At 71.8% G+C, this 25,743-nt stretch carries 21 protein-coding genes and 2 pseudogenes; 14 read left to right on the plus strand and 9 right to left on the minus strand.

Annotated features, from left to right (window positions below):
- Window positions 1-220: 220 nt before the first annotated feature.
- The 5 genes from hsaA to DRB96_RS33800 are packed head-to-tail and all read left to right on the plus strand — an operon-like array spanning window position 221 to window position 5,353.
- Entirely contained in the window at window positions 221-1,390 is a 1,170-nt protein-coding gene (gene hsaA / locus DRB96_RS33780) for a 3-hydroxy-9,10-secoandrosta-1,3,5(10)-triene-9,17-dione monooxygenase oxygenase subunit (RefSeq protein WP_112451871.1), read from the plus strand.
- Window positions 1,387-2,256, plus strand: a complete 870-nt coding sequence (gene hsaD / locus DRB96_RS33785; protein WP_112451872.1) for a 4,5:9,10-diseco-3-hydroxy-5,9,17-trioxoandrosta-1(10),2-diene-4-oate hydrolase — start codon at window positions 1,387-1,389, stop codon at window positions 2,254-2,256. The genes hsaA and hsaD overlap by 4 nt, the downstream gene beginning before the upstream one ends.
- 18 nt (window positions 2,257-2,274) lie before the next feature.
- Entirely contained in the window at window positions 2,275-3,207 is a 933-nt protein-coding gene (locus tag DRB96_RS33790) for a VOC family protein (RefSeq protein WP_112451873.1), read from the plus strand.
- Window positions 3,195-3,698 carry a flavin reductase family protein gene (locus DRB96_RS33795; protein WP_239516453.1) on the plus strand — a complete coding sequence of 168 codons (504 nt, stop codon included), beginning with the start codon at window positions 3,195-3,197 and terminating at the stop codon, window positions 3,696-3,698. Before DRB96_RS33790 ends, DRB96_RS33795 begins: the two co-directional genes overlap by 13 nt.
- Window positions 3,695-5,353: an FAD-dependent oxidoreductase gene (locus tag DRB96_RS33800; RefSeq protein ID WP_112451874.1), complete on the plus strand. Its 1,659-nt coding sequence runs from the start codon at window positions 3,695-3,697 to the stop codon at window positions 5,351-5,353. The genes DRB96_RS33795 and DRB96_RS33800 overlap by 4 nt, the downstream gene beginning before the upstream one ends.
- Window positions 5,354-5,456: 103 nt before the next feature.
- Here the strand turns inward: DRB96_RS33800 and DRB96_RS33805 are convergent, their stop codons facing one another.
- Window positions 5,457-6,356, minus strand: coding sequence for a zinc ribbon domain-containing protein (locus tag DRB96_RS33805; RefSeq protein ID WP_112451875.1), 900 nt, complete (start codon window positions 6,354-6,356; stop codon window positions 5,457-5,459).
- Window positions 6,357-6,487: 131 nt separating this feature from the next.
- On the opposite strand from DRB96_RS33805, the gene DRB96_RS33810 reads away from it, so the two are divergent.
- Both DRB96_RS33810 and DRB96_RS33815 read left to right on the plus strand, forming a co-directional pair.
- Entirely contained in the window at window positions 6,488-7,261 is a 774-nt protein-coding gene (locus DRB96_RS33810) for a serine protease (RefSeq protein ID WP_112451876.1), read from the plus strand.
- Window positions 7,262-7,517: 256 nt separating this feature from the next.
- On the plus strand, window positions 7,518-8,174 hold the full coding sequence (locus DRB96_RS33815; RefSeq protein ID WP_112451877.1) for a response regulator transcription factor: 657 nt from the start codon (window positions 7,518-7,520) through the stop codon (window positions 8,172-8,174).
- Window positions 8,175-8,287: 113 nt separating this feature from the next.
- Here DRB96_RS33815 and DRB96_RS33820 read toward each other — a convergent pair whose 3' ends face one another.
- The 4 genes from DRB96_RS33820 to DRB96_RS33835 form a co-directional block, all read right to left on the minus strand.
- Window positions 8,288-8,836: a GNAT family N-acetyltransferase gene (locus tag DRB96_RS33820; protein WP_112454044.1), complete on the minus strand. Its 549-nt coding sequence runs from the start codon at window positions 8,834-8,836 to the stop codon at window positions 8,288-8,290.
- A gap of 105 nt (window positions 8,837-8,941) precedes the next feature.
- Complete coding sequence (locus DRB96_RS33825) at window positions 8,942-9,181, minus strand: hypothetical protein (protein ID WP_204357879.1); 240 nt, start codon at window positions 9,179-9,181, stop codon at window positions 8,942-8,944.
- A 182-nt stretch (window positions 9,182-9,363) separates the two neighbouring features.
- On the minus strand, window positions 9,364-9,840 hold the full coding sequence (locus tag DRB96_RS33830; protein ID WP_112451878.1) for a MarR family transcriptional regulator: 477 nt from the start codon (window positions 9,838-9,840) through the stop codon (window positions 9,364-9,366).
- Window positions 9,837-10,331, minus strand: a complete 495-nt coding sequence (locus DRB96_RS33835) for a MarR family transcriptional regulator (protein WP_112451879.1) — start codon at window positions 10,329-10,331, stop codon at window positions 9,837-9,839. The genes DRB96_RS33830 and DRB96_RS33835 overlap by 4 nt, the downstream gene beginning before the upstream one ends.
- A gap of 198 nt (window positions 10,332-10,529) precedes the next feature.
- Between DRB96_RS33835 and DRB96_RS33840 the strand changes: the two genes are divergently transcribed.
- The 3 genes and pseudogenes from DRB96_RS33840 to DRB96_RS33850 all read left to right on the plus strand — a co-directional run.
- The gene (locus DRB96_RS33840; protein ID WP_112454046.1) at window positions 10,530-11,777 is read left to right on the plus strand and encodes an extracellular solute-binding protein; all 1,248 of its coding nucleotides are present in this window, start codon (window positions 10,530-10,532) and stop codon (window positions 11,775-11,777) included.
- A gap of 70 nt (window positions 11,778-11,847) precedes the next feature.
- Entirely contained in the window at window positions 11,848-12,219 is a 372-nt protein-coding gene (locus tag DRB96_RS33845; RefSeq protein WP_112451880.1) for a hypothetical protein, read from the plus strand.
- Between the two features lie 119 nt (window positions 12,220-12,338).
- Window positions 12,339-12,545, plus strand: a pseudogene (locus DRB96_RS33850) (VOC family protein); the annotation flags it as partial.
- Between the two features lie 89 nt (window positions 12,546-12,634).
- On the opposite strand, the gene DRB96_RS33855 reads toward DRB96_RS33850, so the two are convergent.
- Entirely contained in the window at window positions 12,635-14,980 is a 2,346-nt protein-coding gene (locus DRB96_RS33855; RefSeq protein WP_112451881.1) for a M9 family metallopeptidase, read from the minus strand.
- 222 nt (window positions 14,981-15,202) lie between these two features.
- Here DRB96_RS33855 and DRB96_RS33860 point away from each other — a divergent pair, with 222 nt between their 5' ends.
- The gene (locus tag DRB96_RS33860; RefSeq protein WP_112454048.1) at window positions 15,203-16,255 is read left to right on the plus strand and encodes an aldo/keto reductase; all 1,053 of its coding nucleotides are present in this window, start codon (window positions 15,203-15,205) and stop codon (window positions 16,253-16,255) included.
- A 113-nt stretch (window positions 16,256-16,368) separates the two neighbouring features.
- Here the strand turns inward: DRB96_RS33860 and DRB96_RS33865 are convergent.
- Window positions 16,369-18,360: pseudogene (locus DRB96_RS33865) on the minus strand (helix-turn-helix transcriptional regulator); the annotation flags it as partial.
- A 414-nt stretch (window positions 18,361-18,774) separates the two neighbouring features.
- Here DRB96_RS33865 and DRB96_RS33870 point away from each other — a divergent pair.
- From DRB96_RS33870 to DRB96_RS33880, 3 genes are all read left to right on the plus strand, one after another.
- Window positions 18,775-21,672 (plus strand): collagenase, encoded by a 2,898-nt coding sequence (locus DRB96_RS33870; RefSeq protein WP_239516423.1) that lies wholly within the window; start codon window positions 18,775-18,777, stop codon window positions 21,670-21,672.
- 219 nt (window positions 21,673-21,891) lie between these two features.
- Complete coding sequence (locus DRB96_RS33875; RefSeq protein ID WP_112451883.1) at window positions 21,892-22,725, plus strand: SDR family oxidoreductase; 834 nt, start codon at window positions 21,892-21,894, stop codon at window positions 22,723-22,725.
- Between the two features lie 80 nt (window positions 22,726-22,805).
- Window positions 22,806-23,627 carry a hypothetical protein gene (locus DRB96_RS33880; RefSeq protein ID WP_162688808.1) on the plus strand — a complete coding sequence of 274 codons (822 nt, stop codon included), beginning with the start codon at window positions 22,806-22,808 and terminating at the stop codon, window positions 23,625-23,627.
- Window positions 23,628-23,772: 145 nt separating this feature from the next.
- On the opposite strand, the gene DRB96_RS33885 is transcribed toward DRB96_RS33880, so the two are convergent.
- Both DRB96_RS33885 and DRB96_RS33890 read right to left on the minus strand, forming a co-directional pair.
- Complete coding sequence (locus tag DRB96_RS33885; RefSeq protein ID WP_112451885.1) at window positions 23,773-24,444, minus strand: response regulator transcription factor; 672 nt, start codon at window positions 24,442-24,444, stop codon at window positions 23,773-23,775.
- On the minus strand, window positions 24,441-25,634 hold the full coding sequence (locus DRB96_RS33890; RefSeq protein ID WP_112451886.1) for a HAMP domain-containing sensor histidine kinase: 1,194 nt from the start codon (window positions 25,632-25,634) through the stop codon (window positions 24,441-24,443). The genes DRB96_RS33885 and DRB96_RS33890 overlap by 4 nt, the downstream gene beginning before the upstream one ends.
- Window positions 25,635-25,743 lie beyond the last annotated feature (109 nt).

Consider the following 25,743-nt stretch of genomic DNA (forward strand, 5'->3'; position numbering starts at 1 on the left):
GAAAACCCCCTGCGTGAGGCGTTGGGGCGACCCTGCCACGCACCCCCGGCCGGAGGGAAGCATCCGGACCGGGGTATTTCATTCAGTAATACTTCAAGTAGGAGTGCGAGGGCTTCCCACTCAGCGGGAACAGCTCGTTCCGCGCCCGGACCACCCCGGCGTACGTTCCTCGCCATCGATCCCGAACACCCGAAGATCCTTGATCTGAGAAGGGGACACCATGAGTGACGAAGAGGTCCTCGCAGCGGTCCGCGCCCTCGCCCCTGCCCTCCGCGAGCGCGGCGCGGAGGCCGAAGCGCAGCGCAAGGTCCCCGAGGCGAACATCAAGGAACTGGCCGCCACCGGCTTCTTCCGCCTCCTCCAGCCCACGGCGCACGGCGGCCGCGCGGCCCACCCCGCCCTCTTCTACGCCGCCGTCAAGGAGATCGCCAAGGCCTGCGGCTCCACCGGCTGGGTCGCCTCCGTCGTCGGCGTCCACCCCTGGCACGTCGCCCTCTACGACCCCCGCGCCCAGGAAGAGGTCTGGGGCCAGGACCAGGACACGCGGATCTGCTCCTCCTACGCCCCCACCGGCAAGGTCACCCCCGTCGAGGGGGGCTTCACCATCAGCGGCCGCTGGCACTTCTCCTCCGGCAGCGACCACGCCGACTGGGCCCTGCTCGGCGGACTCGTCACCGACACCGAAGGCCGCCCCGTCGACATGCGGACCTTCCTCGTCCCGCGCTCCCAGTACCGCGTCGACGACGTCTGGGACACCGTCGGCCTGCGCGGCTCCGGATCCAACGACATCGTCGTCGAGGACGTCTTCGTCCCCGAACACCGCGCCCTCAGCTTCGGCCCCGTCACCGCCCTGCGGGTCCCCGGCCACCGGACCAACCCCGAACCGCTCTACCGCCTCCCCTACGCCTCCGTCTTCACCACCACCATCTCCACCCCCATCGTCGGCATCGCCGAAGGCGCCTACGACGCCTACGTCGCCGCGACCCGCGAACGCTTCCGCATCTCCTACGGCCAGCAGGTCGCCGAAGACCCCTTCGCCCAGGTCCGCATCGCCCGCGCCGCCGGAGACATCGACGCCTCCTGGCTCCAGCTCCAGCGCAACATCACCGAGCTCTACGCCCTGGCCGAGCGCGGCGAGGAACTCCCGATGCCGCTGCGCACCCGGGTCCGCCGCGACCAGGTCCTCGCCACCGAGCGCTGCGTCGCCGCCGTAGACCTCCTCATGGAGAACGCCGGCGGCGGCGCCCTGCGCACCGGCCCGAACCCGGTCCAGCGCGCCTGGCGCGACGTCCACACCGGCCGCGGCCACGCCGCCAACGACCCGGAGCGCGCCCTCGTCCTCTTCGGGCAGGGCGCCCTCGGCCTCGACATCCAGGACACGATGCTGTGAGCGCGCGGGCACTGACGTACGAGAACACCTCCCGCACCGCCCGGGCCGGCGACCTGACCCTGCACTACCACGAGGCCCGTCCCCTCCACGCACCCGACGCACCCGTCGTGATCATGCTGCACGGCGGCGGCCCCGGCGCCTCCGGCTGGTCCAACTTCGGCGGCAACCTGCCCCACTTCGCGCCGCGCTTCCGCACCCTGCTCGTCGACCAGCCCTGCTACGGCCGCTCCGACAAGCCCGAACCCGACCGCGACTACTTCAGCTTCAGCGCGAACGCCGTCCTCGCCCTCATGGACGAACTCTCCATCGAGCGGGCGCACCTCATCGGGAACTCCCTCGGCGGCGGCACCGCCACCCGCCTCGTCCTGGACCACCCCGAACGCGTGGACAAACTCCTCCTCATGGGCCCCGGCGGGATCTCCCTCAACCTCTTCTCCGCCGACCCCACCGAAGGCATCAAGCGGCTCTTCGAATTCAGCCTCGCCCCCGAACCCACCCGGGCGCAGATGCGGACCTTCCTCACCACCCTCGCCCACGACCCGGCGATCGTCACCGACGCCCTCGTCGAGGAGCGCTACGCCCAGGCCACCGACCCCGAAGCCCGGCTCGGCAACGCCCGTATGGGCGCCTCCTTCGCCAAGTGGCCCGAGGCCGCCATGCTCTGGCGCGAAGCCCACCGCATCAGCCGCCCCGTGCTGCTGACCTGGGGCCGCGAGGACCGCGTCAACCCGGTCGACGGCGCCTTCCTGGCCCTCAAGACCATCCCCGACGCCCGCCTGCACGTCTTCCCGCACTGCGGGCACTGGGCACAGACCGAGGCCGCCGACGCGTTCAACCGCCTCGCCACCGACTTCTTCCTCCACTGACCTCCCCCAGGAGACCCCATGGACATCCGCGCACTCGGCTACCTCCGCATCGAGACCGCCGACCTCGCCGCCTGGCGCACCTACGTCCTCGACATCCTCGGCATGGCCGAAGCCGAAGGCACCACCGACACCCGCCTCAACGTCCGCATCGACGACCGCACGCACCGCTTCCAGTTCGTCGCCGGCGACCGGGACCGGCTGCTCGCCGCCGGCTTCGAAGTCGCGAACGCCCGCGCCCTGCGGGAGGCCGCCGCCGAACTCGAGAGCGCCGGACACCCCGTCAAGCAGGCCGACGACGCCACCCTCGCCGACCGCCGCGTCCAGGGCCTCATCCACTGCGAGGACCCGAGCGGCAACCCCCTGGAGATCTACTGGGGCCAGGCCCAGGACCACAGCCCGCTCGGGACCCCGTACGGCAACCGGTTCGTCACCGGCGGACCCCACGGATCCCACGGCCCCCACAACCCGCACGAGAATCTGGGCCTGGGCCACGTCGTCCTGCCCGCCGCCGAGACCGAGGCCACCCTCGACTTCTACGAGAACCTCCTCGGCTTCCAGCTGCGCGACTCGATGCGCCTGCCCCCGGTCGCCGTCCCCACCGGCGCGCCCGGCCGCGACTTCCACTGGATGCACTTCCTCAGCCCCAACCGCCGCCACCACAGTCTCGGCCTCTACCCGGGAGCCCTGCCGCCCGGCATCGTCCACTTCATGGTCGAGCTGGAGACCCTCGACGACGTCGGCTACTGCCTCGACCGCATGAACAAGGCGGGCATCCCCATCGCCTCCACCCTCGGCCGGCACTCCAACGACCACATGGTCTCCTTCTACGCCCAGGCCCCCGGCGGCTTCCAGGTCGAATACGGCTGGGACGGCCTGCTCGTCGACCCCGCCACCTGGACCGCGAAGGAGATCACCGCCGACAGCTTCTGGGGCCACCAGTGGAACGGCTGACCGGGCCCGCCGCGGTGGACCCCGCCGCCTTCCGCGAGGTCCTCGGAGCCTTCGCCTCCGGCATCACCGTCGTCGCCGCCCTCGCGGAAGACGGCCGCCCCGCGGGCCTGGCCTGCCAGTCCTTCGCCTCCCTGTCCCTGGACCCGCCGCTGGTCCTGCTCTGCGTCGGCAAGGGCTCCTCCAGCTGGCCCAAGGTCCGCGCCGCCGGCCGGTTCGGCGTCAGCATCCTCGCCGAGGAGCAGCGCGCGGTGTGCGAAGCCCTCGGCCGGCGCGGCGAGGACAAGTTCGCCGGAGTCGACTGGGAGCTCTCCGCCCACGGAGCCGTCCGCGTCAAGGGCGCCCTCGCCACCGTCGACTGCGCCCTCGAAGAGGTCCACGAGGCGGGCGACCACCACCTCGTCACCGCCCGGGTCCTCGAACTGAGCGCCCGCGACGGCGGATCACCCCTGCTGTACTACCGCAGCGACTACGCCACGGGAGCCTTCGGATGACAAGCGAGTACGCCTACGACGTGGTCGTCGTCGGATCCGGCGCCGCCGGGTTCGCCGCCGCCGTCACCGCCCGGCTGCGGGGCCTGAGCGTCCTCGTCGTCGAGAAGACCGACAAGTACGGCGGCTCCACCGCCCTGTCCGGCGGCGCCGTCTGGGTCCCCGGCAACTTCCACCTCGACCGCGCCGGCCTCGCCGACACCCGCGACAAGGCCCGCGCCTACCTCGACGCCACCGTCGGCGACCGGGTCCCGGACGCCCGCAAGGACGCCTACCTCGACCACGGGCCGCGCATGGTCCGGGAGTTCCACGACCGCACCGAGATCCGCTTCATGTACACCCCCGGCTACCCGGACTACTTCCCCGAGGCCCAGGGCGGCATGGCACAGGGCCGCTCCGTCGAGCCGTGCATCGCCGACTTCAGAAGCCTCGGCGACTTGGCCGGCTCCATGCGCCGGGCCGGACTGCCCACCTACGGGCTGACCATGACCTCCTACGACTTCCGCTTCCTGAACATGGTCGGCCGCACCTGGGCCGGCAAGCGGCGCTCCGTCCGGGTCGGCCTGCGCGCGCTCGGAGCCCTGGCCACCGGCCGCAGGCTCCTCTCCCTCGGCGAGGCGCTCATCGCCCGCATGCGGCTCTCCCTGGACCGGCTGGGCGGCGACCTGTGGCTGTCGGCGCCCCTGACCGGCCTGACCACCGACCCGGCCGGGCGGGTGAGCGGCGTACGGGTCCTGCGCGCCGGGCGGGAGGTGACCGTGGCGGCACGGGGCGGAGTGGTCCTGGCCGCGGGCGGCTTCTCGCACGACCAGGAGCTGCGCGAGAAGCACCTGCCCGCGCCCACGTCCACCGCGTGGACGCACGCCGCGGAGGGCCAGAACGGCGACGCCCTGCGGCTGGGAGGGGAACTGGGAGCCGCCACCGACCTGCTGGACAAGGTGTGGGGCGCGCCGTCGGTGTGCCCGCCGGGGGAGAAGCCCTTCTTCCTCGTCGCCGACCGGGGCATCCCGGGCATGGTCATCGTCAACGGGGCGGGGGAGCGGTACGCCAACGAGGCCCTGCCCTACCACGCGTTCGTCGACCGGATGTACGCCGCCGACCGGCCCGGGGCGACGACCGTGCCGTCCTGGCTGGTCCTCGACGCCCGCTCCAAGTCCCGCTACCTCTTCACGGGCCTCTTCCCCGGACAGCCCTTCCCCAAGAACTGGCTGGAGAGCGGCTTCGTGAAGAAGGCCGACACCGTGGAGGAGCTGGCCCGCGCCATCGGCGCACCGGGCCTGCCCGCGACGGTCCACCGCTTCAACACCTTCGCGCAGGCGGGCGTCGACCGGGACTTCGGGCGCGGCGAGAGCGTCTACGACCGCTACTACGGTGACCCGACGCTGCCCAACCCCAACCTGGCGCCGATCGAGAAGGGCCCCTTCTACGCGGTCCCCGTGCACCCGGGGGACATCGGCACCAAGGGCGGACTGGTCACCGACACCGAAGGCCGGGTGCTGCGCGAGGACTGCTCGCCGATCGCGGGGCTCTACGCCGCGGGCAACTGCTCGGCGGCGGTGATGGGGGAGACCTACCCCGGGCCGGGCGCGACGATCGGACCCGCGATGGCCTTCGGATGGGCCGCCGCCAACGCGATCGCGCGCTCCCTGGAGGACTGAGAGCCCCGCCCGGCCCGGGCCCCGCCCGCCCGGTCCGTCCGCGGCGACGGGGACGGCGGCTGCGCAGACGGCTGCGGCTGCGGCAGCGGCGGCGACTGACCGCTCAGGTTTCGCACTCCAGCACCGTGCGGCACAGCCCGCAGCGGGCCCGGAGCGGACCGCGGCCGGCCGGCAGGCGCAGCCGCTGCCCGCACACCGGGCAGGGGAAGGCCACGCGCAGCCCGTCGGCGTGCTCCTCGAAACGGTACGCCGCCCCGTGCCGCGGAGCCGTCGCGCCCGCCCTGCGGTCCCGGAGGTAGCGGCGCCGCTCCGGTCGGCCGGCGGCCGCCAGGGGGGCCCGGGTCAGGTCCCGCCGGGCCAGGGCGCGGCCGCGCACGTACGCCTCGTACGCCTGCGGGCTGGTGAACCAGGCGGAGAGGTCCTCGCCGCCGAGGAGCAGCCCGCGCTTGGCGAGGACGAAGCCGAACTCCTCCGGGGTGAGGTAGCCGAGCTTCTGGTGGGTGAGCTCGTCCTCCCGGTAGGCGTCGAGCAGCAGCCAGCCCGCGCCGAGGCAGGCGGCGGCGGTGTCGGTGAGGATCTCGTTGTCCGCGGTGGCGGGAAAACGCAGGTCCAGGCGGTGCAGCAGGACGTGGGTGACCTCGTGGGCGAGGGCCGCCGCCAGATCGCGGCGGTGCGTGCGGAAGCGGTCGTTGACCTCGACGAAGTACTCGGGACCGGCCGTCAGTTCCACGGTGGCCGCCTCCTCCATCGCGCGGAAGCCCACCACGATGCGCGCGTCGGGCAGACGCAGCGCGCGGACCATCGCGGACGCCACCCGGTGCGCGCCGAGGTGGAGGTCGTCGGCGGCACCGAAGGCCGCGTCGGCGGGGGCGAAGGACGTGTCGTAGGCGCGGACCCCGTCGGCGGAGAGCCTCCGCACCAGTGCGGTGAGGGCCGTGCGGACCGTCTCCAGATGAGGAAATCCGTGCTCGATCGGACTGCCGCGGCGGCCGTTGTGCGTCATGGGGCCCCTCCTGCCGGAAGTTGTCCGAAAACGCGTTCTTGATGGCGCCCACAGGTGCGGTGTGTCATGTCCTCGTCATTCACCCGATGACGCGCACAGCCCAACCCCCCACGAAAGGCAGTGTGTCGACTGTGTCCACCCTTGCCAACGCCCTCAAGCGCACCCTCGCCGTCGCCGCGGTGGCCCTCGCGGCCGTCAGCCTCCAGCCCGGCTCCGCCACCGCCGGCACGGCCCCCGTCGTCGGCGGCACCCGCGCCGCCCAGGGCGAGTTCCCCTTCATGGTCCGCCTCTCCATGGGCTGCGGCGGTGCCCTCTACACCCAGCAGATCGTCCTCACCGCCGCCCACTGCGTGAGCGGATCCGGCAACAACACCTCCATCACCGCCACCGCCGGAGTCGTCGACCTCAACAGCTCCAGCGCCATCAAGGTCAAGTCCACCAAGGTCAAGCAGGCCCCCGGCTACAACGGCACCGGCAAGGACTGGGCCCTCATCAAGCTCGCCAAGCCCATCAACCTGCCCACCCTCAAGATCGCCGACACCAAGGCCTACGACAACGGCACCTTCACCGTCGCCGGCTGGGGCGCCACCCGCGAAGGCGGCGGCCAGCAGCGCTACCTCATGAAGGCCACCGTCCCCTTCGTCTCCGACACCTCCTGCCAGGCCTCCTACGGCGGCTCGATCGTGCCCGCCGAGGAGATCTGCGCCGGATTCGCACAGGGCGGCGTCGACACCTGTCAGGGCGACTCCGGCGGCCCCATGTTCCGCCGCGACAACGCGAACGCCTGGATCCAGGTCGGCATAGTCAGCTGGGGCGAGGGCTGCGCCCGCCCCGACTACCCCGGCGTCTACACCGAGGTCTCCACCTTCGCGGCGGCGATCAAGAGCGCGGCCGCGGCCCTCTGAGGCCCGGCACACACCCCCGCGCCCTCCTTCGTCCTTCCGGCCCGGCTCGCACGGGCCGGAAGAACGAGGCGCAATGCCCCGAATGTACGTAAAGTCGACCGCAGTACCGCAGGGCCGGAACAGTGCCGTTCCGGCCCCGCGGCATGCTCCCGGCGGCCCGACGCGCGGTTGCGGGCCCGGCCGCCCGCAGGTCCCATGGGAAGAACCCACCGGGTGGGACGGCACAGGCAGCGGGCGACAGTGGGGCAGGCAACGCATGGCGATCAGAGTGGTCATCGCGGACGACCAGGAAATGGTCAGGACCGGATTCCGGATGATCCTCGAGAGCCAGCCGGACATCGAGGTCGTCGCGGACGTCGTCGACGGCGAAGCCGCCCTCGAGGCCGTCGCCGCACACCGGCCCGACGTCCTCCTCCTCGACATCCGCATGCCCAAACTCGACGGGCTCGAAGTCACCCGCCGCCTCTCCGGCACCGACAGCCCCCGCATCGTCATCGTCACCACCTTCGACCTCGACGAGTACGTCCACGCCGCACTCCACGGCGGAGCGTCCGGCTTCCTCCTCAAAGACGCGAGTCCGGCCATGCTGGTTGAAGCCGTCCGGGCCGCCGCCGTCGGCGATTCCCTCGTCTCACCCGCGATCACCGTACGGCTGCTGCGCGAAATGGCCCCCCGCATCCCGGCGGCCCAGGCCGCCCGCCGCCCGGCCGAGCCGCTGACCGACCGGGAACGCGAAGTCGTACGCTGCCTCGCGCGCGGCCTGACCAACGCCGAGATCGCCGGCGAACTCTTCGTCTCCCTCTCCACCGTCAAGACCCACCTCGCCAACGTCCAGGCAAAACTGGACGCCCGCAACCGCGTCGAAATCGCCGCCTGGGCCTGGGAGAGCGGCCTGGCAGGCACCCCGGCGTGACCCGCCCGCACCCGGCGCACCCCGCCCCACCCCCCCGGGCCGGTCGGGGCTCTTCTGCCCCGGGCGTCGAGGATTCGACGGCGCTGCCCATGGTGGTCGCCGGGGCCGCTTGGCTATCCGGCCTGGATCGCGTCTGCCGCGATCTCGAACACGATCACCAGGCCGTCGTGCTGGTTTCCCTGTTCGCCGACGGGCGTGAAGCCGAAGCCGGCGAGGGTGGCCAGGGAGGCGCTGTTGTCGGACTTGACCCTGGCCCGCACGGTCTTGACCCCGGGTTCGGCGGCGGCTCTGGCGAGCAGCGCGTTCAGCATGGCGCGTGCGTAGCCCTGGCGTCGGTGTGCGGGCACGACGGTGAAGCCGACCTCGATCATGCCGGCCTCGTCCGGCGGTCCGTGGAAGCCGGCGTCGCCGATGACGACGCCGTCCGGTACGGAGACCGCGGCCCGCGTGGTCCAGGGCGCGGCGGAGGGGTCTTCGGCGAGCTGGTTGGCGCGGTAGTCGAAGATCCAGCGGGCTCGGTCGCTGACGAAGTGTTCGTCAAGGGCGATCCCGGCTTCGGCGCTGCCGCCGGCGAGGTCGCCGTCGGCCAGAGCCCGTAGTGCCTTCGCGTTGAGCTCGACGAAGCGGACGCTTTTACAGGTGGCGAGAGGTGTGTTGTCCATCGCGGAGATGATCACCCGGCGCCCCAGGGCTGTCCACTGCTTTACGTCCTCGCCCGCCAGGCGGATTGACCGCGCCCCCGCGGGGCCGGGGCGCGGCGGGGGGCGCTATCCGGCTGCCGTGTCGGTGCCGCGCTCTCCGCAGTGCGGGCATCGCTCACGGCCGTCCCACGCGGACCAGCCGAAGTCGGCGGGACGGAGGGCGCGGCCCTCCAGCTCGTCGTGGACGGCTTGCCGGTAGGCCCACACGGCGTCCAGGTAGGGGTGGTAGATGTCGTGGAACGCGGGAGCCGAGATGCCGGCGCCCGCGGCGACCGCCTTCCGCGGGGCGCGGAGGCGTTCGAACATGGTCTGACCTGGCTCTCGAGCCAATCAGCCCTGTTTGGCAGGGCTTTCGTCCCCAACGGGAGTTCGCTCCAAGCCGGCGGCGCCGGTCGCGGACCCGGTCCACCACGGAAGCCGACGGCGCCGCCGCGTGAGACCGCGGCGCGGAGCGGGCCCGGCCGCGGCCGAAGCGTCCTCGCCCGCGGCTATGCGGTGAGCTTCGCCAGTTCCGCGTTGGCGCGCTCGGTGACCAGCGCGAGTACGCGGCCGGCGGTGGCGAGGTCCTCGGTGGGGATCGAGCCCCAGACGCGGGCGGTTACGGGTGCGGTGTCCGCGCCGATGGCGGCGAACAGCGCGCGCCCCGCGTCCGTGGGGAGCAGGTGCGGGCCGTCGGTGACGAGCAGTTCCCCGGCGAGCAGTTCGTCGAGGGTGGAGCGGATGTCGGCGGGTCCGGTCTTGAGGGAGCCCTGGACCTGGGCGATGAGTTCGTCCGGAGTCTGCGGAATGTCGGTGGTGACGGCGGCCCGCAGGGCGATCTGCTGCTGGAAGGTGACGCCGTGCCGGGCCAGAACGTGTTCGAGCACGCCGCGGGCGGCGTAGTGGGCCAGGCCCAGGGCGCGGGCGTCGGTGGGTGCGGCGGCAGGCGTGGCGGCGGCGTCGGTGCTGGTGCTGGTGTTGCTCATGGTGTTGTCCCCTCGATGTGGTCGTCGTCCGGTGCGGATGGAGCGAGCGGTGGGGCGAGCAGGGTCCGCAGTTCGTTGGTGAACGCCCGTGTCCGCGGGGTGTCGGGGCCGCCGAGCGGCTCCAGCAACTGCTGGTGCAGGTCCTGGACGATCGCGATGGCCTGCCGTGTGACGACCAGCCCGCGGTCGGTGAGCGCCAGTTGTACGGCGCGCGGGTCGCGGGGATCGCGGGTCCGCTCGATCAGGTCGGCCGACTCCAGAGCACGCGCCAGCTTCGACACGTACAGCGCTTCCAGGCCCGTGTGGTCGGCGAGCCGGCGCTGACTGGGCCGCTCGCCCGCCTGCTGCATCCCGTACAGCGACGCGACCAGCGAGTACTTCGCGTGGGTGAGGTCCAGCGGGGCCACTGCGCGATCGACTGCGACGCGCCACTTGTTGGCGAGCCGCCAGACCAGGAAGCCGGGCGTCGGACCGGGTGAACTCATGCTCATGCCAGATACAGTACATAGCTATTATGTCCATGGCTAGTATGTCTCGGACCGATCCGGACCCGGTCGAAATTCCGTGGTGCCAGGGGGTGTGGTTGTGACCCAAATGTGGTGTAGACCATACGCCCAGTAGTCATGTGACGAGAGGTGGATCAAGACGTGCAGCGCGCTTTCCTGAGCCTGACGGCGGCCGGTGCCGCCATGTGCCTGGTCTCCCTCACCCTGACCGCCTGCGGAAGCGGAACCGCCTCGGGCGGTGTCACCCTGCGGGTCGTGGCGGCCGAGTACGGCGACAACCCGTTGAATTCCAGCAAGCCGTACTGGGACAGCCTCGCCTTCGAGTTCGAGAGGGCCAACCCCGGGGTCGAGGTCGACGTGGAAGTGGTGTCCTGGTCGGAGGTGGACGCCAAGGTCGCGGCGATGGTGAAGGACGGCAACGCGCCCGACATCGCGCAGATCGGCGCCTACGCCGACTATGGGGAGGCCGGCAAGCTCTACCCCGCCGACGAACTGCTCTCCATCAGGACCGAAGCCGACTTCCTCGCCCCGCTGGCCGACGCCGGAAAGATCAGGGGGAAGCAGTACGGCATGCCGTTCGTCGCGAGCACCCGGCTGCTCTTCTACAACCAGGCGTTGCTCGCCGACGCCGGCGTCATCCCGCGGGACCCCTCCGCGCAGTGGCAGCCCCGGACCTGGGCCGATCTGGTGACCGCGGCGAAGAAGCTGAAGGCGGCGGGGGTGGCCACCCCCTTCGCGCTGCCCCTGGGGCCCGAGGAGGCGCAGGCCGAGTCGATGATGTGGATGCTGTCCGGTGGCGGCGGCTACACCAACGACTCGGACGCGTACGCGATCGACTCGGCGGAGAACGTGAAGACCTTCGAGTTCCTGAGGGACAAGCTGGTCGGACAGGGACTCACCGGGCCCGTCGAACCGGGCAGGCTCGATCGCCAGGGAGCCTTCGACGCCTTCACCCGGGGAGAGGTCGGCATCCTCAACGGACACCCGACACTGATCAAGCAGGCGCAGGAGAAGGGGATCAGGATCGGCACGGTCGCGCTGCCCACGCAGGACGGTTCCGAGCCCACGGCCATGGGCGTCGCGGATTGGGCGATGGCCTTCAAGAACGGCCACGCCAAGGAGGCCGGCGACTTCCTGGACCATCTGTACGAGGCGAAGAACGTGTCCGCGTTCACGAGCAAGTACGGCCTGTTGCCGGTCACCACCAGTGGCTACCAGGCCATGGTGAGATCCCCCGACCCCACGGCGACATCGCTCCGGGTCTTCCTCGAAGCGCTCCCCGCCTCCAGGCTCTACCCCGTCGGAAAGAAGTCCTGGGCCGGGGTGAGCCAGGACATGAAACAGAACATAGGCAAGGCCGTTGAGCCCGGAGGCCGACCCGCCACCGTCCTGTCGGACGTGGCCACCGCCGCACGCGACGCGGAGAAATAGCCGACGGGACATCGGCGGGAGGCGGGCAAATGCGGGTGCCCCTCCGGCGGCCTTCAGCGATGATCAGAGGATGAACCAGGAACCCGAACTCATCGCTGCTGTGACCTTGTTGTCGAAGGAGCACGGGCCCGTCCCGTTCCCGCAGGGGCTCGCGGGTGCGGACCGGGCGGGTTTCGACCTTGTCATGGTCGACGCGGACATCTCCGGGTGCGTGGACACCTGGTTGCGCAATGCGGGCACGTTGGACGACTGGCGTTTCCGCATGATGCATTGGCACATGGCCCAACTCGGCGAGATCCTCCCCGTACTGGGTGAGGGGGACAGCCCGTCCTATTGGCAGCGGCTGTTCCGCATGGGGGAACTCGTGGCAGCCACGGATGCCACACCACGGGACGGCGTGGCAGCCACGGACCCCAGGCCGGGCGAACCCCCGCTCACCTGAACCCCGGCCCGGCCCCCTGAGCGCTGGTGAGCCGCGTACCGTCGCCGGCAGGGCGATGACGGGTGCCTCGTCTTCGAGGCCTCGCTCGCCTGTCCGCCGCACGCGCGGACGCAGAGCCAGGGAAGGTCGTCAAGAATCGGCTGCACCTCGACGTGCGGGTTGGCACCGGGCTCGTGGGGGAAGAGCGCCTGGCCGCGCTCGAGGCCGAATGCGCACGACTGATCCCACTCGGCGCCGCACGCGTGCGACTGCTGCTCGCCGATGACGACAACGGGTCCTGCCTCGTGATGCAGGACGTCGAGGGCAACGAGTTCTGTCTCGACTGAGAGGCCGCTGAGAGGCCGCGAGTGGCGGTCCTTGCCATCCGGATCGGATGGCAAGGACCGCCGTCACGCTCAGGCCCGGGCGGACCTGCCTACTTGGACTGCGTGGAGACGCTCACGCCGCTGAAGTCCTGCGCGGCCGCGAGGCTGAAGTAGACCCAGCCGGACGGCGGGTTGTCGATCGTCAGGGTCTCGCCGTTGCCGGCGTTGGCGGACTTCGCCTGGTGGCTGCCGGTGGTGGCCCAGGTGCTGCCGCCGTAGTACAGGTCGGCGTTGCCGGTGCCGCCGCTGCTGGTGATGGTCAGCTGCTTGACGCCGGCCGGCAGGAACACGAAGTGGTAGCTGTAGTTGCCGGCGGCGGCCGCGAGGTTGTCCCGGCGGCAGTTCTTGTCGAACTGACGGGGGTCGCTGAGGGTGCACACCGGGGTGGACGGGGCCTCCGGCAGGGGGCCGCAGTCGTTGGTCGCGCACGTGGTCGTCAGCCAGGTGGCGAAGCCGGCGTCGTAGCTGGTCCCGATGGTCTGCTTGAGGAAGGCGCGGGCCCCGTTCCAGTCGCCGGTGCGGTACTTGCCGAGGACGGTCTCGACGTCGGCGGGGTGGGCCTGGAGCATGTAGCGGACCGCGAGGAAGCCCCACCGGTAGACCCGGTTCGAGTTGACCTCGGGGTCCGCGTCCTGGCCGTAGACGGTGTCGAACAGGTCGCTGAGCTTGTAGGTCTTCTTGCCCGCCTCGGCGATCGCGTCGGCGTTGCGCTCGCCCCGGTAGCCGAACGAGACGTTCTCGGCGATGCCCTCGACCCACCAGATGGTCGGCGTGGTCAGGCTGGCCTCGAAGTCGCCGGCCATGTTGTAGCGGCCGTCGAGGTAGTGGGTGTACTCGTGGTTGAGGTTCCAGATCTGGAAGGCCGGGCGCAGCCAGTGGGCCTCGTGGGCGATGAAGCGGGCCTGGTTGCCGGCGGCGGCCGGGTTGCCCTCCTCGTACATGCCGCCGTTGTCGACGTCGATGTTGTAGATGGCCCAGGCGTACAGCGAGTACTGGGTGTAGTCGTCGAAGACGACGACCTCGAGGTTGGTGTTCACGTCACCGGGGATCGCCCCCTTGTCGCCGATGACCCGGTGGAAGTACGCGTCCTGGTTGACCAGGCTGGTGCAGGTGCCCGCCAGCTGCCCGGGGGACATGTCCTGGGCACGGATCTTCAGGTCCGGGGTGCAGGTGTGCTGGATCGGCAGGATCGCCGGGAGCACGCGGTCGCCCAGGTCGCAGATGGAGTAGGCCGCGCAGTTGTTCTTGTCGTACTGGCGCGTGTACCAGCCCAGGTTCATGGTGATCGGCGCGGTGGGGCCGACGTTCGGGTAGCGGTTGATCAGGTCCTTCAGCAGCGGCCGGACCCGGTCCTTGAGCTCGGGGACGTCGAGCGCGAAGCCGAGGTAGCGGCCGACGTTGCTGACCACGTCCAAGCGGTTCAGCTGCGCGCTGTTGCGGGTGATGAAGCCGGCCCAGGTGTTGAGGACGGAGGGGTCGGCCTTGAGGGCGGCCCGCCAGCCGCGGTCGTCGTTCTTGGCCTTGAAGCCGTTCTCGACGACCCACTCGACGTGCTCCATGGCGAGGTTCATCTGGCCGGGCCAGGTGCCGTCGTAGCTGCCGAGCATCCACTTGACGACGCCGGCGTACCGGCCGGCCGCGTGGGTGCTGTCGATGAGCGTGACGACCTCGTTGAAGATCTCGCCGTTGGCGTCGGTGATGTCCTTGCTCCGCGGGGAGGCGAAGAAGGCGTCCAGCGCGCCGAGCGCCGCGCCGTCCAGCGCCGTGCCGTAGTCGCCGACGACGTCCGCGTTGTTGTCCTGTACGTAGTAGCCGGCGCGCAGGAACAGCACCAGCTGCCCGATCGCCGTGCTGTTGTTGCCCGAGTAGGTGGCGGAGGCGTCGCGCAGGGCGTTGGCGACGGTCACCATCTGGGCTTCGCGGAAGGCCTTGCGCGCGTTCTCACCGGTGAGGTTGAACAGCGGGTACGTACAGGTGATCCGGGGGAGGGCCTTGAGCTGCTGGACCAGCGCGCTGCCCGTGGCGTTGATCACGCCGGAGAGGTCGCCGCACTCGTCCCCGGCGGCTGCCGAGGACTGCTTGCCGGACTTGACGTTCGGGGCGGGCTTGACGGTCGGGGCGGGCGAAGGTGCGGGTGCCGGTGCGGATTCCTCGGCACTGTCCTGCGAGGAGATCCGCAAGCGGGAGCCGTTGCTCATCGCATCGGGCGACTTGGGGACCGGGATCGAGCGGGGAGCTGAGCCCGCGGCTCGACTCGCGTGCGCACCGGCCGGGGCGGTGGCGCCGACGGAGACGGCCTGGCTCGGCGGCGCGAACAGGCCGAGCAGGATGAAGACGGCAGCGCCGAGCGCGGGAAGTCTGCGCGCGTTGGTCTTCGATATCCGGAAGGGATGCATCTGCGGGGGCCTCCGGGGCCGCTGTGGCCGCGTGCTGGGGACACGGGCAATTGATGTGTGACATGTAAAATTTCACATGTCGCATCACGCCGGAAGGTTTTGGCCAGATTCACCGGCCACCGAAACTGAAACGTTGTCAACTTCGACCGCTGACCGGAGCTTGCGTTGAAGTGCGCTCCAGCACATAGCGTCGTGCGCACGACCTGCCTGAAGGGGGAGAACGTGCGGTACACACTGTTCGGCAAGACCGGTCTGCGCGTGAGCGAGCTGAGCCTCGGCACGATGACCATCGGCGACGACTTGGGCTGGGGGGCCGACCGGGAGACCAGCGCCCGAATCGTCGACGCCTACGCGGACGCGGGCGGCAACTTCATCGACACGGCGAACATCTACACCGACGGCAGTTCGGAGCGGATCCTCGGCGAACTGCTCCAAGGGCGGCGCGACGAGTTCGTCCTCGCCACCAAATACACCTGCGGGACCCGTGCCGGCGACGTCAACGCCGCGGGCAACCACCGCAAGAACCTCGTGCGATCGGTGGAGGCCAGCCTGGAGCGGCTGCGGACCGATCACCTCGACATCCTCTGGGTGCACGCCCGCGACAACTTCACTCCGGTCGAGGAGGTCGTGCGCGCGCTGGACGACCTCGTGCGCACCGGAAAGGTCCTGTACATAGGCGTTTCGGACTGGCCGGCCTGGGAGATCGCGCAGGCGGGCACCCTCGCCGAGCTGCGGGGCTGGACCGCGTTCGCCGGTTCACAGCTGCGCTACAACCTGCTGGAGCGGACCCCGGAACGCGAACTCCTGCCCCAGGCCAGAGCATTCGACCTCGCCGTGCTGGCCTGGGCCCCGCTGGCCGCCGGAAAGCTCACCGGCAAGTACCGCCGGGGCGAGGGCGGGCGGCTGGATGCCTGGGGCGTCAAGGTGTCCCCGCAGGAGGAGGAGGTCATCAACGTCGTCCTGGAGGTAGCCGAGCAGGGCGGCTGGACCCCGGCCCAGGTGGCACTGGCCTGGCTCCTCGGCCGCCCCGGCAACATCGTTCCGATCATCGCGGCCACCAAGGAGAGCCAGCTCGCGGACAATCTCGGCTGCCTCGACGTCCGCCTCGACGCCGAGGCCGTCGCCCGCCTCGACGAGGTGAGCGCCGTGCCGCTCGGGTTCCCGCACGACTTCCTGCGGGAGCCGTCCGTCGTCAAGACCGTCTACGGCGACCGCTGGCACGAGATCGAGGACCGGCGCACCACCTACCGCCGCACGGCAACCGAGGTGCGCTGACGCGGTGACGCAGATCCTGGTCTACGTCGTCCTGGCCGCCTTCGTCGCCTGGGGGCGCTTCGGCCCCGAGTCGTTCGTCTGACCGGGTGCCGCGCCGGGCGGCTCCGGGTGGCTCATGTGCCCGTGGACGCGCGGTCCAGCAAGCGGGCCAGGTCGCCCCGCGACCGAACGCCCAGGAGGGCGAAGACGTTCCGCAGATGGTGGTCGACGGTACGCGGGCTGAGCGAGAGCCTGCTCGCCACCTCCCGGTTCGTCGCACCTTGCGCCACGCAGCGGGCGATGCGCTGCTGTTGCGGAGTCAGCAGGACCAGCGGCCCGGTGTCGCCGCCCGCCGGCACCGCCTCGCCGGCGGCCCGCAGTTCCCCCGCGGTCCGCTCGGCCCAGACGCGGGCGCCGCAGCGTTCGAATGCGACCAGGGCGTCGCGCAAGGGCCCCCGTGCCTCCCGGGTCCTGCGCTGCCTGCGCAGCCACTGCCCGTACAACAACCGGGTACGGGCCCCTTCGAAGCCGCCGCCCGAGCCGGCGTGATGGGCGAGTGCCTCCTGGTACCGGGCGGCCGCCTCCTCGGCGGGAGCCAGCAACGCCCGGCAGCGGGCCAGCTGCGCCGGAGCCTGTGGGTCGGCGGTCGTCGCGGTCCACACCGCGAACTCCTCGACCGCCACTGCCACCGCCACCGCCGTGGCCGCGTCCGCGGGCCGGGCCCCGCGACCCGCGAGTGCCGCGGCCTCCACGAAACAGGGCACCAGCAGCATCCGGGCCGCGAAGTGACCGCGCAGGGGTCCGGGACCGACCAACGGCAAGAGCCGTGCGGCGGCATCGGCGGATCTCCCCTCGGCCAGGTCCGCGCGCGCGAGCGCCCACGTGGCGAGGGTGGCGGCCTGGGCGAGGCCGTGCGGACCGGCGACCGATGCAGCGGCCTCGGCATGGCCGGCACACGCGGCCGCCCCGCCTTCCACGGAGGCGGCGAGGGCCAACACGGCGTGCAGATGGGCCGCCTTGTTGCGCTGGCCGAGTCGGTCGGCGGTAGCCAGCCCCTCCTCGGCATGGGTACGGGCGCGTGCGTGCCGGCCCGCCCGCAGTTCCGCGTACGCGAGGTGCTCCAGCGCCTGCGGCAGCAGCGACAGCGGTCCGTGGACGCGGACGGCGGCCAGCGCCCTGGCTCCGGTCCGGCACGCCGCGTCGATCTCGCCGAGCACGAGCGCGGCTCCTGCCGTACGCAGCAGCGTGTCCGGGTCGCAGACGGCCTCGGAGCCGGGGCCGCCGCGCAACAGGTCCCGGCCCTCCCTCCGCAGCCCCTCGGCGAACACCGCGCACAGGCCCGCCCGGTACCGTTCCAGGGCCGGGTCGGGCTGCGGCGCCGGTATCCGGCGCAGCACATCGAGGCAGGCGGCCGCGTCCCCCATGGCCCAGGCGGCCTCCGTCGCGCCGAGCAGCGCCCGCACGGCCCGCTCCGCGTCGTACGGGGCGAGCAGCGCCGATGCGGTGAGCAGCGCCTCCCGGGCATCGGCCACCGGCCCGTCGCGCAGGGCGAGTAGCCCGCGTACGTAGTGGGCGCGGCCGGGCGCCGGTACGGCACGCACCTGGGCCAGGAGTTCGCGGGCCCGCCCCGGGTCCCCGCCGAGCATGGCCTGCTCGGCCGCAGCGGCCAGCCGGGCGCCGCGCAGGTCCTCGTCGGGGGAGAGCAGCGCGGAGCGTGCCAGCGCCACGGCCCGCTCCGCGTACGGCCGGGGAGCGACGGCGGCCCGTACCAGCGCCCGCGCGAGCGCCGGATCGTGGCCGTCCGCCGCGCAGGCCTGCTGGACGAGACGCGGCAGAGCCCGGTGGGGGCCGTCGAGCAGCGCGGCCAGCAGAAGGTGTACGGCGCGGCGGCGGGCGACCGGCACGCGGCGCAGCAGCGCGGTGCGCAGCAGGGGATGGGTGAAGTGGACCCGTACGCCGTCGTCGTGCACCGCGCCCGCCCGCTCGGCAGGTTCCAGCCGGCCGGGGTCGAGCCCTGCCGCCTGCCAGGCCCGGGTCAACAGCACCGAATCCGCGCCCGTGTCATGGGGTTCGTGCTCCTGCGCGGCGGCGGCGAACAGCAGGAGCAGGCGGGTGTCCGCAGGCAGCGAGTCCATGGACTGTCCTTTATACCCATCTCCGAGCCCACGCACGCCCCCGGCGCAGCCGAGTTCGCCCGAGGGAAAGCCGAGCGGTCCGCCGGATTCCCCGGCGGGCCGCTCGGCTTTCCCTCGGGCGAACTCGGCTGCGCCGGGGGCCGGTTCCAGCGTCGATCGGGATGAGCCGGGGCAAACGGGGCGGCCTGATCGCCGCACACGGATCCACCGCCGGCCCGGATCCCGAGAAGTGCAACCGGACTCTTTTCAGAGCCATGTGATGTGTGCCATGTTACATCGCACAGTTCATGGCCGTGTACACGACAGGGTTGGACTCCCCGCCAACTCCCGTTGAACGCACGGTGCGCACTCCCCTTTCGCCGTGTACCCAGCACGGCCGCGAACCGGCTCGGAGGCCCACCCCCCATGCGAAGCTCCCCCACGACCAAGGGCCGTTTCCGGCCCCTCATAGCCGCCTTGGCCTGCTGTCTGGGCCTGACCCTGCTCGCCCCCGCCGGCCAGGCCTTCGCGCGCGAGGTGAATCCCTCCGCCCCGGCGACGGCCTGGAAGTCGGGCGCCGCCCCGCAGCCCTCGACCGAGACGGCCGCGGCCGCCGCGCTGCGGGCCGAGCACGCCGCACGGCCGGACACGGCCCTGTCCGAGCGCGCTCCGCTCCGGGCCGCCGAGGACCCGGTGCGGAGCGAACAGCGCAGAACCGACGCGAAGTCGGCACCCGGCGCCCGCGCTCTCGCCGCGGCCTGCAACGTCGCGGACTTCACCTCGAAGACCGGCGCCGCGCTGGTCCAGCAGATCAAGTCCTCCGAGCTGGGCTGCGTGAACACGCTGTTCCAGCTCAAGGGAGCCGACGCGAAGGCCGCCTTCCGCGAGGCGCAGATGGTCTCGGTGGCCGACGCCGTGCGCTCAGGCGCCGCCAACTACCCCGGCGACAACAGCGCTTCCACCGGACAGCTCGTGCTCTACCTGCGCGCCGGCTATTTCGTGCAGTGGTACAACGAGTCCACCGTCGGCACCTACGGCCCGGCCCTGAAGAGCTCGATCCAGGGCGCCCTGGACACCTTCTTCGCCGCGCCGCGCTCGCGGGACGTGTCGGAGGCCAACGGCGCGACGCTGTCCGAGGCGGTCATCCTGGTCGACAGCGCCCAGGAGAACGCCCGTTACCTCGGCGTCGTCAAGCGCCTGCTGACCGGCTACAACTCCTCCTACGACAGCTCCTGGTCGATGGTCGCCGCGGTCAACAACGCCTACACCATCCTCTTCCGCGGCCACCAGACCCCGGAGTTCCTGCCCGCCGTCCAGGCAGATCCTTCCGTCCTCACCGTGCTGCGCGACTTCGCCGTGGCCCACGACGACCTGCTGGGCACCTCAAAGGCCTACCTGACGGCCAACGCCGGCCGTGAACTGGGCCGGTTCCTCCAGCACTCGGCGCTCCAGGCGACCGTCCGCCCGCTCGTCAAGCAGCTGCTCGACCGCGGCGCCATCACCGGCCGGACCGCCGCCCTCTGGGTGCCGCTGGCCGAGATGACCACCTCGTACGACGCGTCCAACTGCACCTACTACAACACCTGCGACCTGCCGAGCCGAGTGCGCGCCGCCGTGCTGACCGTGAACCACACCTGCGGCCCGACCCTGCGGATCGTCGCGCAGCAGATGACCAGCGCCGAACTGTCCGCCAGCTGCTCCAGCCTGGCCAACCAGGACGCCTTCTTCCACAACGTGGTCAAGGACGGCGGCCCGGTCGCGAACGACAACAACACCAGCCTCGAGGTGGTGGCGTTCGACTCCAGCGCCGACTACCAGACCTACGCCGGGATCATCTTCGGGATCCGCACCGACAACGGCGGCATGTACCTGGAGGGCAACCCGGCCGCCGCCGGGAACCAGCCGCGCTTCATCGCCTACGAGGCGGAGTGGGTGCGGCCGGAGTTCCAGATCTGGAACCTCAACCACGAGTACACCCACTACCTCGACGGCCGCTTCAACATGTTCGGCGACTTCGACGAGGGCATGACGACCCCGACCGTGATGTGGGTCGAGGGCTTCGCGGAGTACATCTCGTACTCGTACCGCGGCATCACCTACGACCGGGCCGTCACCGAGGCCGGCAACAACACCTACAAGCTCAGCACGCTGTTCGACACCACCTACGACAACTCCGACTCCACCCGCGTCTACCAATGGGGCTACCTCGCGGTCCGCTACCTGATCCAGTCGCACCCGCAGGACGTGGCCACGCTGCTCGGCCACTACCGCGCCGGCAACTGGGCGGCCGCCCGCACCCTGCTCACCTCGACGATCGGCACCCGCTACGACGCGGACTTCGCGGCCTGGCTGGCCAGGTGCGCCGCCGGCGACTGCGACGACACCACCGTCCCGCCCGTCAACCAGGCTCCGGTGGCCGGGTTCACCGCCACGGTGAACGGCCTGGCCGTCAACCTCACCGACGCCTCCACCGACGCGGACGGCACCATCGCCTCCCGCGCCTGGGACTTCGGTGACGGCACGAGCTCCACCGCCGCCAACCCGGCGAAGACCTACACCACGGCCGGCACGTACACCGTCCGGCTCACCGTCACCGACAACAAGGGCGCCACCGGGAGCACCAGCAAGCCGCTCACCGTGGGAACGTCCGGGCCCGCCGAATGCGCCGACGCCGACGTCCGGGTGCTCGGTGACAACTGCCACCGCTCCAAGGTCGCGGCCACCAAGGGGAACTACAGCTACTTCTACCTGAACGTCCCCGCCGGGACCACGTCCCTCAAGATCACCGTCTCGGGCGGCACCGGCAACGCCGACCTCTACTACAGCCCCACCAGCTGGGCCACGACGGGCAACTACACCGCCCGCTCCAGGCAGAGCGGCAACACCGAGACCCTCACCATCGACAACCCGGCGGCCGGCTACGTCTACATCAGCCTGTACGCCGTCAAGAACTTCGCCAACGTCACCGTCTCGACCCGGCTCCAGCCGGCCCCGACGGAGTGCGCGGACTCCGACATCCGGGTGCTCGGTGAGAACTGCCACCGCTCCAGCGTCTCCACGACCAAGGGGAACTACCGCTACTTCTACGTGAACGTCCCGGCCGGCACGACCTCCCTCAAGATCACCGTCTCGGGCGGCACCGGCAACGCCGACCTCTACTACAGCCCCACCGACTGGGCCACGACCGGCAACCACACCGCCCGGTCCAAGCACACCGGCAACACCGAGACCCTCACCGTCAAGAACCCCGCGGCCGGCTACGTGTACATCAGCCTGCACGCGGTCAAGGACTTCGGAGACGTCACCGTCTCGACCCGGTTCTGACCCCGGGCAAGCCGGCGGCCCCACCCCTCCCGCGAGGGGTGGGGCCGACGCGCGCGTCCGTACCGCGCGTCCGTACCGTGCGCTCGGGCCGTGCGCCCCCGCGCCTCCGCACGCCCCCGCACGAGGGATGACCGCGGACCGCGGGCCCCACGACCATGAACTGCCGCCCCCGGCCGGGCGGCACGAGATCCGGAGCGACACGTTCACCGCGGGGGAAGCATGGGAAGACGCTGGCTGGTCACTGGATGTTCCTCCGGGCTCGGGCACGCCCTGGCCACCGCCGCGGCCCGGGCCGGGGACGAGCTGGCGGTCACCGCCCGCAAGACCGCCGACCTGGAGGACCTGGCCGCCGCCTGGCCCGGCCGCATCACCCCGGTCCCGCTCGAACTGCGGGACGCCGCCTCCTGCGAGGAGGCCGTGCGCACCGCGGTCGACCGGCTCGGCGGAATCGACATCCTCGTCAACAACGCCGGCATCGGACTGTTCGGCGCGGTCGAGGAGGTCTCGGACGCCGAGCTCCGCGACCAGCTCGAGACCGTGCTCGTGGGCCCCTGGCGGCTCACCCGCCTCGTCCTGCCGCTGATGCGGGCCCAGGGACACGGCCACATCGTCAACGTCTCGTCGGTGGCCGGCCGGATGGCCTTCCCCGGACTGTCCGCCTACATCGCCGGGAAGCACGCCCTCGAAGGCATGAGCCAGGCCCTGGCCGCCGAGGCCGCTCCGCACGGCATCCGCGTCACCGTGCTCGAACCGGGCATGTTCGCCACGCGCTACGGGACCGCCATGCTCGAGGCGAGCCATCGGATCCCCGCCTACGACGGGACCAACCGCGAGATGCTGGAAGGCGCCCGCGGCCTCGCCGAAAACCCCGAGACCGGCCGCCCCGAGGACTTCGCGGCCCGGGTCCTCGACATCGTCGCCGCCGACGCGCCGACGCCCCTGCGGATCCCGGTCGGCGACGACGCCTACGGCTATCTGGACGTCGTGGACCAGGCCGCGCGCGAGGAGTACGCCGCGGCTCGGATCCTCGCGCAGGGCCCGCCCCCGGCCTGACGGCGGGCCGGCGGGCCTCCTCGACGCCAGGTGGCGGAGGCGGCCTACCTGGCCCGCCGCCGCGGGCCCACAATGGCGGGATGGCAGATGCCCCACGGGAGCGTCCCGCGCTCCTGCCCGACCTCGAACGGTCCCGCGCCGTGCTGGTCGCCTGCGACGACGATGCCGTCGTGGTGCCCGAGAGGCAGTCCGCGGCGCGGGCCGCGCAGCTGGCGCGGGCGCTGGTCTCCCCCGCCGCCGGCCCGGCGTTCCGACCCGGGAACGTCACCGTGATCACTTCGTGGCGCCGTCCCGCCGAGGTGCTCGACGCGGTCCGCCGCGCCGCCGGGGAGGCCGAGGACGTCCTGCTGTTCCACTACGTCGGCTCCGGTCCGCGCCACAAGGGGTTCGCCCTCGGCGGCGCCGCCCCGCTGCGCGCGGCCGCCGACCTCGTGCGGCGGAGCCCGGCGGCCCGCCGGGTCGTCCTGCTCGACTGCGAGGACCTCGATACGGCTTCGGGCTTCTTCACCCTCGGCCCGGAACCCGGGGGAAGCGGCATGCCGGGCGCGTTGTCCCTGGTCGGAAAGGAGCCGACCCTGTACTTCCCGGCCGGCGACGCCCTGGTCCCCGCCGGCGACGAGTTCACCGACACCCTCGCCGAGGCGCTGCGGTCCGGCATCACCGACGGTCCGGAGCTCCTCGACCTGGTGACCCTGCGCAACGCGGTCGAGGGCCGATGGGCCGAGATCGGCTACCAGGTCGAGAACGAGTACGTCAGCGCACCGGACAAGCTGCGCCTCCTCGGCGGCCGTGACGTGGCGCTGGGCAGGAACATCGCCTTCGGACCCGACGGCGACCGCGGCCGGCGCCCCTTCCACCTCGATGCGGGAGTCGTCGATCTCATGGAGCGATGGTGGGACTAGGACCCGCACGGCCGGAGCACGTACCCGCGACCGCGAGCGCGGTGGCGTGGAGTGAGACGGAGGAGCCCGGCGCCATCGCCCACATGTACGGTGTCGTCGCCGTCGTCACGTGGTGCGCCGGGGCGGCGGGGCCGGCGGGGCCCGGTCAGCCCCCGGGAGGCTCGGCGATGCGGTAACCCACCCCGGGCGTCGTCGTGATGACGGGCGGGCTGCCCAGCTTGCGGCGCAGCCGGCCCACGGTGACGGCCACCGTGTTGGTGAACGGGTCGGCGTTCTCGTCCCACACCTGCTCCAGCAGGTCCTCGGCGCTCAGGAAGCCCGGGCAGGCCCGCAGCAGCGCCTCCAGGACGGCGAACTCCTTTACGGAGAGCTCCAGTCGGCTGCCGTCCCGCAGGACGGTCCGGCGTGCCGGGTCGAGTTCGAGGCCGGCGCCACGCAGCGTACGGGCCTTCGCGGCCGGCCGGCGGCGGGCCAGCGAGCGGATGCGCAGGATCAGTTCCGGGAAGTGGAAGGGCTTGGCCAGGTAGTCGTCGGCGCCGAGCGTGAGACCGCTGACGCGGTCGCCGGGCGATCCGGCCGCGGTCAGCATCAGGACCATCGCGCGGTCGTCCCGCTCGGTGATCATCTGGCAGAGCGCGTCGCCGTGGATGCCGGGCAGGTCCCGGTCGAGGAGCACCACGTCGTACGCGTTGGCGTCCAGCTTGGCGGCGGCGGCCAGCCCGTCGTAGGCGATGTCGACGGCCATCCCCTGGTCGCGCAGTCCCTCGGCGACGACCTCCGCGAGGGTCCTGGCGTCCGCGACGACGAGGATCCTCACGACGCCACCCCCGCGCGGCCGCCCGGGGCACCGGCCGCCGGCGGCAGCGCGGCGGTCACCGCCAGGCCGCCCTGCGGCCTGGCCCTGAGGTCGAGGCTGCCGCCGTGCGCGGCGACGATCGCGGCGACGATCGACAGTCCCAGACCGGAGCTGTCCCGCGAGCCGGTCCGGTCGGTGCCGAGCCGCTCGAACGGCTGCGTCAGCCGGTCCACTTGCTCCTGGTCGAGGAGGCTGCCGCCGGTCTCGACGACGAGGCGGGCATCCGCACCCCCGCCCCCGCCCTCGTCCTCGTCCTCGGTGGCGATCCGGATCCAGCCGCCCTCCCGGTTGTGCACGATGGCGTTGTCGACCAGGTTCTGCACCAGCCGGGACAGCAGCGCCGGGCTGCCCCGCGTCCACGCCTCCGGCCGCACGCCCTCCTCGACGGTCAGGCCCTTCGCCGCGATGTCGGCCGCCCGGGCGCTCAGCGCCTCCCCCACCAGCGCGCCGAGCGATACGGGTTCCGGGTCGGGCAGGACCGCGTGCTGCGCCCGGGCCAGCACCAGGAATCCGTCCAACAGGCGGTCCACCCGATCGAGTTCGGTACGCACCCGGTCGGCGAGCAGCACGGTCTGCGGCGCGGGCTCCGGTTTGGCGACGGCCACGTCGAGCGAGGCTCGCATCGTCGCCAGGGGCGTGCGCAGTTCGTGCGAGGCGTTGGCCACGAACCGGCGCTGCGCGGCGAAGGAGGCCTCCAGGCGGATCAGGAGGCCATCGACCGTGTCGGCCAGCTCCTTGACCTCGTCGGCGGGTCCGGCCACGTCCAGCCTCTGGTGCAGGTTCTCCGCGGAGATCCGCCGCGTCGCCGCGGTGATCAGCCGCAACGGGCGCAGGACGCGTCCGGCGAGGACCCGGCCGAGCAGGAGCGAGACGGCCGCCATCACCGCCATCGCGATGAACGATCCGTAGAGCAGTTGGCGCGACTGCCGTCCGTGCACCTGCGCCAACTCCCGTTCCAGTGCGAGGACGTGCTGCGCGGTGACCGGTCCGGTCCCGCCGCCGGGCAACGGCTGTCCGGGGGCGGCCTGGGTGACGTCGCTGCCGGACAGCAGGAAGGTCAGGCCGAGCAGCACGGCGCCGGACAGCAGGAAGACGCCGGCGTACAGGATCGTGAAGCGCCGTCCGACGGTCGCGTTCCGCAGCTTGATCATGCCTTTTCCCCCTCGGGTCCGGCCGCACCCAGGATGCCCCACCGCGCCTAACAGCGGTATGACAGCGGCCGTTCGGACCGCGTTACGGGCCCGTCCGTAGAACAGGAAC

This window comes from Streptomyces sp. ICC1 (assembly GCF_003287935.1).
Taxonomy (GTDB): Bacteria; Actinomycetota; Actinomycetes; order Streptomycetales; family Streptomycetaceae; genus Streptomyces; species Streptomyces tritrimontium.